14 protein-coding genes are annotated in these 14,637 nt (G+C 59.7%); 8 read left to right on the top strand and 6 right to left on the bottom strand.

Annotated elements, in window-relative coordinates:
- Positions 1 to 71: 71 nt before the first annotated feature.
- The 4 genes from FHX06_RS20245 to FHX06_RS20260 all read right to left on the bottom strand — a co-directional run bounded on the left by FHX06_RS20245 (position 72) and on the right by FHX06_RS20260 (position 4,889).
- On the bottom strand, positions 72 to 1,325 hold the full coding sequence (locus FHX06_RS20245; RefSeq protein WP_112542743.1) for an ABC transporter substrate-binding protein: 1,254 nt from the start codon (positions 1,323 to 1,325) through the stop codon (positions 72 to 74).
- 543 nt (positions 1,326 to 1,868) lie between these two features.
- Positions 1,869 to 3,014, bottom strand: a complete 1,146-nt coding sequence (locus tag FHX06_RS20250) for an ABC transporter ATP-binding protein (protein ID WP_113212777.1) — start codon at positions 3,012 to 3,014, stop codon at positions 1,869 to 1,871.
- Between the two features lie 132 nt (positions 3,015 to 3,146).
- Positions 3,147 to 4,085 (bottom strand): PfkB family carbohydrate kinase, encoded by a 939-nt coding sequence (locus FHX06_RS20255; protein ID WP_113212776.1) that lies wholly within the window; start codon positions 4,083 to 4,085, stop codon positions 3,147 to 3,149.
- Positions 4,086 to 4,088: 3 nt separating this feature from the next.
- A complete protein-coding gene (locus FHX06_RS20260) occupies positions 4,089 to 4,889 on the bottom strand; it encodes a class I fructose-bisphosphate aldolase (RefSeq protein ID WP_112970517.1) in 801 nt (266 codons plus the stop codon).
- A gap of 225 nt (positions 4,890 to 5,114) precedes the next feature.
- Here FHX06_RS20260 and FHX06_RS20265 point away from each other — a divergent pair, with 225 nt between their 5' ends.
- Both FHX06_RS20265 and FHX06_RS20270 read left to right on the top strand, forming a co-directional pair.
- Positions 5,115 to 5,876: a DeoR/GlpR family DNA-binding transcription regulator gene (locus tag FHX06_RS20265; RefSeq protein ID WP_112542647.1), complete on the top strand. Its 762-nt coding sequence runs from the start codon at positions 5,115 to 5,117 to the stop codon at positions 5,874 to 5,876.
- Positions 5,877 to 6,030: 154 nt separating this feature from the next.
- On the top strand, positions 6,031 to 7,065 hold the full coding sequence (locus FHX06_RS20270) for a LacI family DNA-binding transcriptional regulator (RefSeq protein WP_112542648.1): 1,035 nt from the start codon (positions 6,031 to 6,033) through the stop codon (positions 7,063 to 7,065).
- Here FHX06_RS20270 and FHX06_RS20275 read toward each other — a convergent pair.
- The gene (locus FHX06_RS20275; RefSeq protein WP_183880620.1) at positions 7,053 to 8,006 is read right to left on the bottom strand and encodes an alpha/beta hydrolase; all 954 of its coding nucleotides are present in this window, start codon (positions 8,004 to 8,006) and stop codon (positions 7,053 to 7,055) included. The genes FHX06_RS20270 and FHX06_RS20275 overlap by 13 nt on opposite strands.
- 9 nt (positions 8,007 to 8,015) lie before the next feature.
- A complete protein-coding gene (locus FHX06_RS20280; RefSeq protein ID WP_183880622.1) occupies positions 8,016 to 9,164 on the bottom strand; it encodes a Gfo/Idh/MocA family protein in 1,149 nt (382 codons plus the stop codon).
- Positions 9,165 to 9,415: 251 nt separating this feature from the next.
- Here FHX06_RS20280 and FHX06_RS20285 point away from each other — a divergent pair, with 251 nt between their 5' ends.
- From FHX06_RS20285 to FHX06_RS20310, 6 genes are read left to right on the top strand one after another with little or no spacing between them, the layout of a single operon-like run.
- The gene (locus tag FHX06_RS20285) at positions 9,416 to 10,237 is read left to right on the top strand and encodes a sugar phosphate isomerase/epimerase family protein (protein ID WP_183880624.1); all 822 of its coding nucleotides are present in this window, start codon (positions 9,416 to 9,418) and stop codon (positions 10,235 to 10,237) included.
- Positions 10,238 to 10,247: 10 nt separating this feature from the next.
- Positions 10,248 to 11,324, top strand: a complete 1,077-nt coding sequence (locus FHX06_RS20290) for a Gfo/Idh/MocA family protein (protein WP_113117536.1) — start codon at positions 10,248 to 10,250, stop codon at positions 11,322 to 11,324.
- Positions 11,324 to 12,145: a sugar phosphate isomerase/epimerase family protein gene (locus tag FHX06_RS20295; protein WP_183880626.1), complete on the top strand. Its 822-nt coding sequence runs from the start codon at positions 11,324 to 11,326 to the stop codon at positions 12,143 to 12,145. The genes FHX06_RS20290 and FHX06_RS20295 overlap by 1 nt, the downstream gene beginning before the upstream one ends.
- Complete coding sequence (locus FHX06_RS20300; protein WP_183880628.1) at positions 12,142 to 12,975, top strand: alpha/beta fold hydrolase; 834 nt, start codon at positions 12,142 to 12,144, stop codon at positions 12,973 to 12,975. Before FHX06_RS20295 ends, FHX06_RS20300 begins: the two co-directional genes overlap by 4 nt.
- Complete coding sequence (locus FHX06_RS20305) at positions 12,972 to 13,691, top strand: ribulose-phosphate 3-epimerase (RefSeq protein ID WP_183880630.1); 720 nt, start codon at positions 12,972 to 12,974, stop codon at positions 13,689 to 13,691. The genes FHX06_RS20300 and FHX06_RS20305 overlap by 4 nt, the downstream gene beginning before the upstream one ends.
- Positions 13,691 to 14,635, top strand: a complete 945-nt coding sequence (locus tag FHX06_RS20310; protein WP_183880632.1) for an ROK family protein — start codon at positions 13,691 to 13,693, stop codon at positions 14,633 to 14,635. The genes FHX06_RS20305 and FHX06_RS20310 overlap by 1 nt, the downstream gene beginning before the upstream one ends.
- Positions 14,636 to 14,637 lie beyond the last annotated feature (2 nt).

Raw genomic sequence — 14,637 nt, forward strand, 5'->3', positions numbered from 1 at the left:
AACGCATTGCTTCGTCGCGATGCGACGGCAGCGTGATCGAAGTTTGTCACGCTGCCGTCCGTCTTGGGAGACTACTTGCTGAATTCGACCAACCATTGCTTCTGCGTATTGGCAGCCGCGTCCTTTGCGGTTTGCTGACCGTCGAACATCTTCTGAACTTCGACATTCATCTGACGCATGAGATCTTCGGCAACGGGCAGTCCGACGAATTCGTTGGCGAGCTTCCCGCTCTGGAATATCTTGAAGGCTTCTTCGAACAGCGGGTCCGATTTCGAGAAATCGGGTTTGGCGTGGATATTACCCGGGAAGGCGTTGGCGATCGACACGAGGCGGCTGTTCACTTCCGGGCTCATCAGATATTCGACGAGCTTCCAGGCCTCCGCCTTGTGCTCGCTTTTGTCACTGATGCCGATGCCCCAGGAGGCATAGGGCAACCCGCGCTTGCCGGTGTAGCCGTCAACGGCTGGAAGGGCGGAGATGCCGAATTTGAGATTGGGGTTTCGCTGGCGAATGAGATTGATGTGCGCCAACGAGTCGATCATCATGCCGACACGCCCGTTGACGAACTCTTCGACCTTGTCCTGTTCCTTCTTGGCAAAAATACCAGGCGAGATGACGCCGGCGTCCTGCAGCGACTTGATGTATTCAAGCGTGCCGACGACAGAGGCATTTTCCAGATCTGGCTTGCCATCCTTCAGCATGGATGCTCCGGATGCCCAGACCCAGGACATCACGTCATTCTGGATGCCGCCGGGGTTTTGCAACGACAGAGGCAACACCCAGCCATACTGGTTCTTGTCCGCATTGGTCATCTTCTTCGCGGCAGCAGCGAATTCGGTGCGGTTTGTCGGCAATTTTTCGACCCCAGCCGCCTTTGCCAAATCCAGGTTGACAAAGACCGGGTAGACGAACGAGGCAAGCGGGAACATGACGCTTTGCCCATTGACCTTGATGATGTCGGCGATCTGGCTCTGATCGTATTTGGCATCAGCCATCAGGCTGTCCATCGAGGCGATTGCGCCCTGCTTTGCCAAGCCGTTGACCCATGCGCCGTCCAGGCCGACGACATCGCTGAGTGTCCCGGACGCTGCGCCCACAACGATCTGATCATGGGTGGCGGAATAGGGACCGCTGACAAGCGTCACCTTGATGCCGGGGTTCTTGGCTTCAAAGTCATCCATGATGCTGCGCAGAGCACCGGCGGGCATTTCTGGCTCCCACCACTGGATGAACTCGAGATTGGTCTGGGCAAAGGCGCAGGTGGCGCATAGTGCCCAGGCGGCCACAGCCGACTGAGCCGCCACGATAAATCTTCTGACGTTCATGTTTCCCTCCCTGAAAACGATATTTCGCTCGATCCTCCCGATCGAGACCAAAGTAGGTTCCTCCAGGCGTCTGGCTGTCAATGAAGAACTGCAATCGGAAAAAGCAGGAGGGCTTCAGAGGCGATAAAAATTACTTTAAGCTATTGATTTCTATAAGTTTTATCTTCAAATCTCGAAGACATTTTTTCTTTCCGACATATTGCTCATGTCGCATTTTTTCTTTACTTTCGTAAACAAATGAAAGCTGCGCCGCCCAAAGGAAAACAAATGAAAGGCTTTGGCGATCCAGGAAAAGCGAGGTTCCGCAAGGCTATCCTCACGGACTTAACACTTTAAAGTAGCAATCAGGCGCCAACTAACTAACGCCAAAAGAACTCAGCCTCTGGCCGTAAAGTCACGGGTTACGAAACGGTGTAAGATCCTGCACTTTCGATGCGGAACGCGCAAAGCCGGCCGGCAAGGAGCGGCGAGGACTTGTGAACGATGACGCAAGCAGGCGCTCTTGCGAACGCCCGCCAAGCAGCTCCGTCGCCGCAGATCTTGCTAGATTGCCAGATGCGTCTGAGGATCGAAGAAGTGTAGTTTGGCTACATCGATCGCCAGGCTGATCATTGCGCCCGGCTGGACTGTGCTCACGGATTCGAACTTCGCCACGGCATTTGCCGCGCCGCTCAAGTCCTCGACGGCATCCGGGTCACCGGAATCGATCCGCGCTGCTTCTATCTTCAGATGAACGATCAGCTCCGAACCCAACTCCTCGATCGATTTCACGAGGGCAGGGATCGTCGCGTGGCGTGATCCCGATTCCAGACCGCTGTCGTAAAGGTCTTCCGGGCGAATGCCGAAGACGATCGTCTTGTCTTCGAACGCCCTCAGACCGGGAGACTGCTCGAATGCGGTCGTCGCGACCGGTATGGAAAAGGTCGGCAGATCGATCCTGCCGTTCTGCAAGCGGCCCTCGAACAGATTCATGGATGGCGAGCCGATGAAACCCGCAACGAAGGCGTTGACCGGCCGGCTGTACAGTGTTTTTGGTGTGTCGACCTGCTGAAGGACGCCGCCCTTCAAGACCGCAACCCGGTCGCCCATGGTCAAGGCTTCGGTCTGATCGTGCGTCACATAGATCGTCGTCACGCCAAGCTGTCTTTGCAGGCTGACGATTTCGGCGCGCATTTGCACGCGCAGCTTGGCATCGAGGTTTGACAGGGGCTCGTCCATGAGAAACGCTGCCGGTTCCCGCACCATTGCGCGCCCCATGGCGACCCGCTGGCGTTGGCCGCCGGAGAGCGCGGCCGGCTTGCTGTCGAGCAGCGTATGCAGTTGAAGGGTCTTGGCAATTTCATGGACCCGCTTCGTGCGCTCTTCCTTGCTCTTGCCTGCAAGCTTCATCGAGAAGGCAATATTTTCGAACACCGTCATATGCGGGTAAAGCGCATAATTCTGAAAGACCATCGCTATGTCCCGGTCCTTCGGCGCGAGATCCTCGACATTCTCTCCACCGATGCTCAGGGTCCCGCTGCTGATCTCTTCCAGCCCGGCGATCATGCGCAATGCCGTCGATTTTCCACATCCTGAAGGACCGACGAGGATGAGGAACTCGCCATCATTTATCGTCAGGCTAAGATCCTTGATCGCGTGGAATTTGGTTCCAAAGGTCTTGCAAATTTTATCCAGTACAACAACAGCCACGGCACTTCCTCCTTAGTATCGTCGCCATCCAATCCCCAGGACAGCCCCTCCCCGGCGCTGTTTCTGATCGAACCGAAACCATCGTCTGCGCAGCGCTAGTCCGATCGTCCAGGGCACCAGTGTGATGAACTCTCAGTCCGGTGGCGCGATCGGTCTGGGCACGGGTGCATTTTCCCTCGCCAGCCACGCGAGACAGGCGCTTTGATCCGGCAGAGCCATGCGGCCACCGGGGCCAGTCACCGAGATCGCGGCTGCGGCAGTTGCATAGATGGCGCAGTCGAGAGGCGGCTTTCCCTGTGTCAGGGCAAAAGCATAAGCACCGTGAAAGCAATCTCCGGCGCCCGTCGTGTCGACCGCTTTGACCTCGTAGGCCGGAACATGCCAAAAAACGGCGTCTCCCGTCTGCCTGATATAGGATCCTCGTTCACCGTCGGTCAAAACGACTGCGGTGCGGTCGTCAGACCAGAGCTTATGGAGGATCAACGCCGGATCGGCTTCGCAGGAATAAGTCTGCGCAAATTTCAATGGCAGTACCAGATGGTTGGACAGGCTCAATAATCGTTCGGTCGCAAGCCCGATCGTCCATTCAATGTCTGCCACCACAGCAAGGCCCAGCTTGCGGGCGCGCGCAACGATCGTATCGGCGTGGGTGGCATAGCCGTCGATCAACAGCACCTGGGCTTGTGCAAGAGTGCTATCGGCGAGTGCCTCGGAGGTTCCGTGCGGCACATTGTCGTCATAGGCGATAAACCTGTCCCCTTCAGGTCCGACCGTGATCATCGACCGTATCGGCCTGGCATCGGGGCGACGCGGTGCAAAGGATATGTCGACGCCATGCCGTTCGAGCTCGCGGGCGCTGATATCGGTAACAGGCTGATCACTCAGCCAACCGATGAAACCGGCCCGTCCCCCCAGCTTTGCGACCGCAACAAGGGCCGTCGCGACATTGCCGCCGTGGTCCTGGGTGCGACTTGTCACTTTTCCCTTGCCGGCGCTCAGCGGTCGATCGACGTAGATGATATCGTCGATCGCCAGCGCCCCGAAGCCGAGAACCTGAAGGTTGTGTGTCACCCGTTAACCGCCCGCGGCAGCGAGCGCCTCTTGCGGCGCCATACCGCTGTGAATGACGAGCTTGAAGGCGCGCGCCGCCATCGTCGTATCGCCGTGGCCCCAAAGGTTTCGTCCCACCACGGCACCCTTCGCTCCCGCCCGCAAGGCATCGAAGGTCTGAGTGAGAGCCCCGAGCAGATTTTCCGTTTTCGGACCGCCCGCGATAACGATGGGAACCGGGCAGGTGGCGACGGTTTCCTGGAATGAGTCGAAGTCCCCGGTGTATCCGACCTTGATCACGTCAACGCCGGTTTCAAACCCGATCCGCACGGCATAGGCGATCTCGTCTGGGGTGAAGACAATCTTGCCGCCGTTTGAATAGTCGCGGGGATAGACATGGGCAACGACCGGCATTTCAAAGCGAGCTGCGGCGTTGACGGTATCGGTGAGCCAGCGAATGTATTCGCCTTCGGTATTGCCGCGCACCGGAATGGCAACGGCCAGAGCATCTGCCCCGTAGCGCACCGCATCCTCGGGGGTCGCGATCAACTGACGGATTCGATCGTCCGGCGTAAAGCAGCCGGCTTGAATGACCAGCGCCGCCTTGCCGGCATAGGCAGGCCACAAATGACGCGCAGCCCCCGGCTGAATGCTGATATAGTCCGGCTCTCCAGCCATCACCCGCTTCAGCGCGCCCGGCAGATCCGCCAGGCCGCCCTCACGGACGTTGCCATAGCCAACGAAGTGGTCGACCGCGCCACCGAACAGATGCCCCGACGGATGTGAAAACAGCCGTGACAGGCGAATTTTGGTTCCAAGGCCCATATCGATGCTGTCCCTCTACAATTTGATCTCGCGTTGAGACCCTAACTCGAAAATAAACGAACGTTCAATATTTCGATTTCTTTCGTTTTGATTTAATATGACAGTAACGCGGGCTGGACATACGCTGATGCCGCCCTCCATCGCGTCTTTTGATCACAATAGTTGCCGTGCATTTTCGATTTTCGAAATATCGGTACCGTCATCTAAGGGAATTCGAGGTCACACATGCTTGCGGAACAACGGCGACATCAGATCATGCTGGAACTTCAGCGGACCGGCCAAGCACGCACGACGCAGCTGGCGGAAAACTTCGGTGTCTCCGAGGTGACCATCAGATCCGACCTGGAAATTCTGGATGCCAAGAAGCAGCTCATCAAAACGCATGGCGGCGCGATCGCATTGCCGGCCAGTTCGCCCGCAGCGGCCTTCGAAGAACGGATGAACCGCAATTTCGACGCCAAACGACGCATCGCACAGATGGCGGCACGTCAAATAATCGACAACCAGTCTGTTGTCTTCGACAGCGGCTCGACACTGCTGCAGGTTGCCATGCAAATGCCCCCGGTCAATAACGTTGTCGTGGCCACAACCGCGATGAATATCGCGCAGCATCTGATGTATCGGCCGGGGCTGGACGTGCATATGATAGGCGGCCGTGTCTTTCCAAGTACCGTCAGCACGATCGTCTCGGATTCCGACAAGGCAGTGGGCGGTCTTGTCGCCCACCAGGCGTTCCTCAGTGCTCATGCCATCGATCACGCATTCGATGTCGTCGATGTCTCGGAAGACATTGCACGCACCAAACGCAATCTGGTCCGCATGGCGAGGCGCGTCATCCTCGTGGCGGATTCCAGCAAGTGGGATATTGGCGCCTCGTCCAAGGCATTTTCGCTTTCACGTGTCGATCTGATCATCACCGACACCGGCATGCCGCACGGGATTCGCAGCCGATTGGACAAGCTGGGGGTCGAAGTGCGCTATGTGTAGGGGCGTTTAGGCTGCCAATTGTACCTATGTAACAAAAAATTTTGCGCATGCGATATTGTCAGGCTACAAACGCATTTCGAAGCCCCCACACTGACCGCCCTTGCGACATCGGCTTACGCAGAGGTGCCTTGGCGCAGTGCAACCAGAATTGCCGATGGACAAGATGACGATCAAAACTATGGACGATTTCGCCCGGTCCTGTGGCGTTTCTCGTCCAACGCTTTCGAGGTATTTCGATGACCCGAGCAGCGTAAAGCCGGTGACACGCAAACGCATCGAGGATGCGCTCTCGGCATCGGACTACCGTCCTAATCTCTATGCGCGCAATCTCAATCGCAAGAGGACACGCAACGTTGGCATTCTCGTGCCTGTCATCACAGATCCATTCTATGCCGAAATGGTCAACCGTCTGGAATTGCTCGTCCGGGGTGAAGGTTACTGGCCAATCGTCATCTCGTCCCACGGCTTGCCGGATCTTGAAGCCGAGGCCGTCAACACGCTTCTGTCCTTGAAGGCTGCCGGCGCGATCATCGCGCCTCTGGGTCTTTCTTCCGAGCCTGGCATCTTTGAAAAACTCCGGGAGAGCATTCCCATTGTCTATTTCGATACGTTCATCGAGGGCGACACGCCCTTCATTGGCAACAACAATGCCCAAAGCGTTGCGACAATTGTCGACTATCTCTGCCGGTCCGGCGAGCCGCCTGCATATTTCGACATTCCGCATGTTAATCACAATTCCGGGGAGCGGCTGGCAAGCTATGTCGCCACGATGGAAGCGCTCGGTTTCGAACCGGTCGTGTTTGGCGCCACCGAGAGCTACGGCTGGGATTTCGAACGTATGGGGTATGAGCAGACCGACGCAATGATCGCGGCTGGAACGCTTCCGGGCAGGACAATCCTCTGCGCGAACGATCGACTTGCCTTCGGCGCGATGGCTGCCGCCCACTCGCGCGGCCTCCGCATCGGCCGCAGGGGCGATAGCGATCTTCGCATCGCCGCCCATGACGATCACCCTCTCAGCCGTTATACCTGCCCGCCATTGACGACGATGGCGCAAGATTTCACCGCCATGGCACGCAGCAGTGTCGACACACTGCTTTCGATGCTGGACGAAGACAACGACACCAAGCAGGTCGTTGCACGAAAAATCATCCTCGATGGTACATTGGTGATGCGTCAGTCGGCGTGATCGACGAGGCTGCGCCATCCGGCAACCGCTTCTTCCACCGCCCGCCGCGCCGCCGGAATGTGCCGCCCCATGGAAACGAAGCCGTGGATCTGGTCCTGCCAACGCCGCAGGACTACAGGAACCCCCGCCTCGGCAAGCCGGCGGGCATAGGCCTCGCCTTCGTCTGCGAGGATATCCTGGCCCGCAATCGCGACGAAGGCCGGTGGCAAGCCCACGACATTTCCGACCCGTAGCGGTGAGACGCGCCAATCACCGATATCAGCCGCGTCGCGGACATAATGATCGCGGAACCAGCGCATCGTCGAGGCAGTCAAACCGTATCCTTCTGAAAACCTGACAAAGCTGTCGGTCCTCTGCCCGGCATCGGTGTTGGGATAGAGCAGAAGTTGCGCCGAGATTTTCTGCGCAACGCCATCGCGCGCGAGAAGTGACAGGACAGCGGCCAGATTGCCGCCGGCACTATCGCCCGCGACGGCAATCCGATCTGGATCGATACCAAGCGCGCTTGCCTGCTCCACCACATAGGCAAGCGCCGATACGCAATCTTCCAAACCCGCCGGGAACTTGTGCTCGGGCGCCAGCCGATAGTCCGGGCAAATTACGATGCAGGCGCCGATATTCGCAAACCACCGGCAGATCTCGTCGTGGGATTCAAGCGTGCCGACGACCCAGCCACCACCGTGAAGGTAGAGAAGTGCCGGCGCATCCGCGTTCGGAGCGCCGACGCCTCGGTAGATCCTGAGCGGGATCGGGCCGCCCGTTCCGGCAATCGTTCTGTCCTCGATGGCCGCGACAGGCTCGCGATCGCCCTGCAATGTCGGGCACCCCGCGTCATAGGCAGCACGCGCCTCACTTACTGTCCCCTGCTCAAAGGGCGGCTGGTTTGCTGCGCGACCGAGCGCGAGGACATGCGCGGCGCCGGGATCCAATCGATCTTTCATCGTCTCACCTCAAGCAAGCAGGCTGCGGGCTTCATCGTCCCCAAGCAGCGGCGGTTGTGCAACTGTGCCGGCAATCACAACCGCGCTCCTGGCCTCGCTGGACGCCAGGGTCGCTTCCATGATCTCGAGAACATGAAGTGCCAGATCGCCGGAGGCGCGCGGCGCCCTGCCCTCGCCAAGCGCGCGCACGAGATCGGCAACGCCCAGCATGCGATAATTGGCGCGATCAGGAGCGCTATACGGCCAGTTCAGCGCGCCATACAGCTCGCCTTCGCTTTCGAAATTCTTCCATTCGGCGCCGCGCTCGGAGAACGAGACCGTTCCGCCGAACGTATCGGGATCGGGCAGGCGCAACGACCCCTCGGTGCCGTGCAACTCGATCGGATGATTGGAGTGCCGGAAGACATCCCAAGACGCACCGAAATTCACCGTCGCGCCCGACTGGAACTCGAGAAGCGAGAGCACATTGGTCGGCGTGCCCACTTTGAACGTCGTGTTCCTGAAGGGGCCATCAGCCGTGATCAACCGTTCTTCCTGGCCTTTCGTCGCCATCGCCATGACGCTTTTCACCGGGCCAAGCAGATTGACCAGCATCGTCAGATAATAGGGACCCATGTCGAACATCGGCCCGCCACCGGGTTGATAATAGAATTGCGGATTGGGATGCCAATGTTCCATGCCGCGGCCGAACATGAAGGCGGTGCCGCTGACCGGGCGGCCGATCGCACCTGCATCCATCAGGCCTCGCGCACGCCGGCCGGCGGCGCCGAGGAATGTATCAGGAGCCGAACCCAACAGAAGACCGCGACCTGCAGCTTCGGCCACGAGCTTGCGGCCCTCGGCAGCAGACGTCGCGAGCGGCTTTTCGGTGAAGACGTGCTTGCCCGCAGAGAGCGCCGACATCGTCACGTCGAAATGGACGGCCGGGATCGTGAGGTTCAGGACCAGATCGATTTCGGGGTCGGCCAAGAGCGCATCGACCTCCATCGCCCGGATGCCATATTCCCTCGCCCTCAGCGCCGACATGTCGGATGAGATGTCGGCACAGGCCCTCAATTCGACTCCGGCAAACAGGGCAGCGTTACGCAGGTAAGTCATCGAGATATTGCCGCAGCCGATAACGCCGATGCCCAGCCTGGTCCCCGGATATGCTCTCATAAACTGGCCTCCCCACCAATTTCAGATATTCCGCCCATCATCGATGGGCGTTGCCGCAGCGACAACCGCTATAGAACATTTTATTTCTTGACGCGCGACAAATTTTTATAAACCATGCGGAAATAGCAATCCAACCGTTACACGCAGCTCGCCAGGGGACGTCGCCGCTTCACCATCATGCCAAGAGCGCGATCAACCGGTCCAGCGGCATATCAACGAAGGCCTACGCGGGTCGAAGTCAAGGAATGGGCATGAGTATCAAAGACCTGAAAGTCGGCTGCCAGACATTCACCTGGGAAATGCTCGGAAAAAACTGGAATGGCGGCCCGGACGATCTGCTGGAAGCCATTGCGGCGGGCGGCTACGCGGGCATCGAGATTACCGACACGATGATCGGTCGCTACGCGGATCATCCCGATGATTTCGCCGCGAGCCTGAAGAAACATGGCCTGACGCTCGTGTCTTTTGCGATGGGCTCCAAAAGCGGCTTCACCCTCAGGCAAGAGATCGAGAACGACCTCAGGACCACACAACGCTGGATCGATTTCGCGGCCACCTTTTCCGGCGCCTTCGTTTCGATCGGCTCTGCGACGGTGGTCTCCGAAGGATCGCGGGAGGCGAAATTCGAAATCGCCGCGGAATTCTACAATCGGGCGGGCGAACTGGGCAAAGCTTCCGGCGTGGATATCGCTGTGCATCCGAGCTCGCACCACAATACGCTGCTGTTCGACCGTGCCGATTATGACAGGATCTTCTCGCTTCTCGACAAGAACCTCGTCGGCTGGGTGCCGGATACCGGTCATATTCTGCGCGGCCACGACGATATTCTGGATACGCTGCGAACCTATCAGGACCGTATCCGCTATCTGCACCTCAAGGACGTCGATGCAGAGGGCAAATGGGCCATGCTTGGCAAAGGGGTCTGCGATACGCCCGCCGTGATCGACATCGTCGCTGCCGCGCCGCGCTTCAATGGCTGGCTGGTCTTGGAAGAGGAATCAGACACCGCCGCCGGCGATCCCGTGGCAGCCGTCCGGGCGAACCGGGAAACGATGCGCCGCTACGGCGCCTGAGGGAGAAGTCATGATCCGTAAGGAAGACCGTCGGCTGCGTGTGGGCGTGCTCGGCTGCGGCCCGATCGCACAGTTCGCCCATCTCGAATCGTGCGTGAAGGCTGGGAATGCCGACCTCTACGCCATCTGCGACGCAGCACCCGACCTGCTCGCGCGCATGGGCGCGACATACGAACCACAGAAGATGTACGCCGATTATGACGCGATGCTTGCCGATCCCGAGCTCGAAGCCGTCATCATCGCCACGTCGGACGCCTATCACGTGCCGATGTCGGTCAAGGCGCTCGATGCGGGAAAGCATGTGCTCTGCGAGAAACCGACCGGCGTGACGATCGAGGAGGGCCGGACGCTCGCCGACGCCGTCAAGCGCTCCGGCAAAGTGCTGCAGGTCGGTCATATGAAGCGGTTTGACCCGGCGCTGGAGGCTGCCCGGGATTTCGTCCGTGACGACATCGGCGAGATCTTCGCGCTGAAAGCCTGGTACTGCGACTCCACCCACCGCTACACCAATACCGATGCGGTTCAGCCGCTGCCGATCACCAGCAAATTCGCCAGGAAACCCGCAGGAAATCCCAAGGCTGACCTACGCCAGTATTTCATGCTGGCGCATGGCTCGCATCTCGTCGATACCGCCCGTTTCCTGTGTGGCGAGATCGTCGCGGTGCGAGCCCGCCTTCTCGAGCGTGCCGGCGCCTATTGCTGGTTCGTGGAAACCGAGTTTGCCAATGGCGCGCTCGGTCATCTCGATCTGACGGTCGCGGTCCGTATGGACTGGCATGAGGGCTTCCAGCTCTATGGCGAAAACGGTTCGGTGATCGCTAAGACCTTCAATCCCTGGTACTTCAGGGCGAGCGAGGTCGAGATCTTCCACGAAAAGGACGCGACCACGCGCAAGCCACTAGGCGCCGACGGGCACTTCTTCCGCCGGCAACTGGAAGGGCTTGCCGATACCGTGCTGAATGGCGCGCCAATGCGCGGCGCCAATATAGAAGACGGCATCGCCTCTATCCGTGCCATGGTCGCCATCGCCCGCTCGGTCGAAACGGGCGAACGCGTCGAACTCGCAACCGTCACGGGATCGGTCTGATGCAGCTTGGCATCTTCGCAAAGACCTTCCCCGGCACCGATCCTCGACAGGTGCTCTCGGCCGTGCGCAACAGCGGATTTGCGGCAACGCAGTTCAATCTCGCCTGCGTCGGCCTGCCGTCGATGCCGGATGCAGTGGCGCCGGAAACGATCGCCGCGATCCGGGCGGCATCTGAAGAGACCGGTATTTCACTCGCGGCACTTTCAGGCACCTATAACATGGCCCACCCGGACAAATCCGTGCGGGAAAGAGGGCTCAAACAGCTTGGGGTGGTGATCGAAACGGCAGCGGCCTTGCAGATTCCGCTTGTGACGCTTTGCACAGGCAGCCGCCATGCCCAGGATCAATGGATGCATCATCCGGACAATGCGCTTCCGTCTGCCTGGGCCGATATGGCTGCCGAAATGGAAAAAGCGCTGGAACTCGCCGAGCGGCACGATATCGATCTCGGCATTGAGCCGGAACAGGCAAACATCGTCACTTCCGCCGCTGATGCGGTGCGACTGATCGGAGAGATGGGGTCGAGGCACCTGCGCATCGTGCTCGATCCGGCAAACCTCTTCGAGCAGGCGACACCGGCCGAAGTGTCCGACATCGTCGACAGAGCAATCGATATCTCGGCCGGGTACGTGGCGATGGCCCATGCGAAGGATCGTTATGCCGATGGCCGCTTCGCGACAGCAGGTCAAGGTATCGTCGATTTCCCTGCCTTCATCGACGGCCTGTGCGTGACCGGTTTCGACGGTACGCTCGTCACGCATGGTCTTACGGCAGAGGAAGCACCCGCCGTCGCCAGATTTCTTTCGGATCTGATCCGATGAAGACGCACATCGCCTTCAGACGAGACGATGCCGACCTTTCAGTTTACGACTGCGGAACAGGCAAAGCCTTGCTCTTTCAACACGGGCTCGGAGGCAATGAGGCGCAGGTCGCACAGGTTATCCCCGAAGGTCTCGACTGGCGGCGGATCACGACTGAGTGCCGCGGGCATGGGAGCTCGACGCTCGGCACGCCACGCCCCTTCTCGATTGCGATGTTTGCAGCCGACGTCATCGCCGCAGCAGACGAAAAGGGAGTAGACCGGTTCATCGCCGGCGGCATCTCCATGGGCGCGGCGATCGCACTGCATCTGGCAAAAACGTATCCCGAGCGCGTTATCGGCCTCATCCTGGTGCGCCCGGCCTGGTCGTTTGCCCGCGCCCCAGACAATCTCGCGCCGATCCGCGAGATCGCCGCCTTGCTTCGATCTCATCCACCTGCCGAAGGCCAGACGCTTTTTGCCAGGTCGGCGACAGCGGAACGTCTGCGGGTGGAAGCGCCGGACAATCTCGCTTCCCTGCTCGGTTATTTCGAGCGCCCGGATGCGCCTGATTTCGCCGACGTGCTTCATGACATCGCCTCGGATGGGACCGGCGTTTCGCGAGCAGACGCGGCAAGGCTCGCTGTTCCCGCCCTCATTCTCGGCAACCGGCAGGATGCCATTCACCCTCTCGCCGTCGCACAAGTGATAGCCGACGCGCTTCCAAATGCGCATTTCCTCGAAGTGCCGGCAAAGGCAGCGGATGCGGAATCTCATTTCGCCGCGGTCCGGACGGTGATCCGGCAATTCCTCACCACAGAATTCAAACATCGGAGCGTCGCTCAGCCATGACATCGAAATCTCTCTCGGGCGGCACCATCGCCACATTGCCGCGGCATAGGCTGCTCGGCGAGTTTTCACTTTGGTCCGCAGATCTTGCCAATATGGAACGCGACCTTCACCGCATCGAACCCTATGTCGATCTCCACCATATCGACGTTGCCGACGCGCGCTTCACACCCGGCTTCCTGTTCTTTCCCGATTTCGTCGCCCGCATCGCCAAGCTGACGGCAAAACCGATCCATGTGCATCTGATGGTCGAGGCCGAGATTGTGGAGGAGCAGACGCGCCAGTTCATCGAAGCGGGCGCCGATCTCGTCAGCGTTCATGCCGAGAACGGTGAAGCAGGCTTGCGCGCAGTAGCACTCGCAAAAGAGCTTGGAGCCGAAGCCGGCGTCGTTCTGCGGCTGGAAACTCCGGTCAGCGAGGCAGAACCGTTCCTCACCGAGGTCGCTTTCTTCACGCTGCTCGGAACCTCGATCGGCGTCAAGGGACAAAGCCTTTCGGATAAAGCCTGTGACCGGCTGCGCGAAGCCCGGTCGCTGATGAAGCGTGCCGGACGTGAAAAGGAGATCGTTCTTGCCGCGGATGGCGGCATCCGTGAACAGACCGTTCCAATGTTGCGGGCAGCAGGTGCGGAGACGGTCGTGCTCGGATCACTGGCGTTCGGCGACAAGGATCTCCCTGCCCGTATCGCCTGGCTGCATGCTTTGGAGACTCAGCCCTGATGAACAAGATTGCGCTTGCATTCGATCTGGGTGGAACGGAGTTGCGCGCCGCATTGGTTGACGACGGCGGCAAATTGCTGGCGTTCGCGTCCGTACCGACGCGCGCGAGGGATGGACCGAATGCAGTCATCGAGCAGATCGCGATGCTTGCCGAGAAAACCTGCTCGGAAGTTCCCGACGCCAATCCGCTCGGTGTCGGCATCGGAGCACCTGGCCCGCTCGATCCGGTCTTAGGCATTCTCACCGCGCCGCCGACCCTCTCGGGTTGGCGTGAAGTGCCCCTTGCGCGTCTTCTTCAGGAGCGCTTGAAACTTCCTGTGCGACTGGAGAACGATGCGAACGCCGCCGCTCTTGGCGAATGGCGTTTCGGCGCCGGGCGCGGCGCAGCCTCGCTGGTGTTCGTCACCGTGTCCACCGGCATCGGCGGTGGAGTGATCTCCGATGGCCGGATCATGCATGGGCGCCGCGGGCTCGCAGGCGAAATCGGCCACATGACTATCACGAGCGAGGGCGAACGATGCCTTTGCGGAGCGGTGGGCTGCTTCGAGGCGGTGGCGTCGGGTACTGCCCTCGGCCGGCGCGCGACGGCTCTGACAAAACCCGGCGACGGTTCGGCGCTGCGAACACTGTCCGATGATGGCGAGGTGACGGGCCGACACGTTGTGGAGGCGGCACGCGCGGGTGACGAAGCAGCCCTTGCACTGATCGAGAGGGAAGCCCGCTGGCTGGGCATCGGCTTTACCAACCTGCTGCATCTCTACTCGCCCGACATGATCGTCATGGGCGGCGGAATATCTCACGGCCATGATCTGCTACGTGACAGAATCGAGGCCACCATGCGGGAGCGCGCAATGCCTGCCTATCGCGACGTGCCGGTCGTGCCGGCACAACTCGCAAGGCATGCCGGATTGATCGGCGCCGCAAGCTTGATTTTTCTCAGCTGAGG

The organism is Rhizobium sp. BK512, from assembly GCF_014194915.1.
In the GTDB taxonomy this organism is placed as follows: domain Bacteria; phylum Pseudomonadota; class Alphaproteobacteria; order Rhizobiales; family Rhizobiaceae; genus Rhizobium.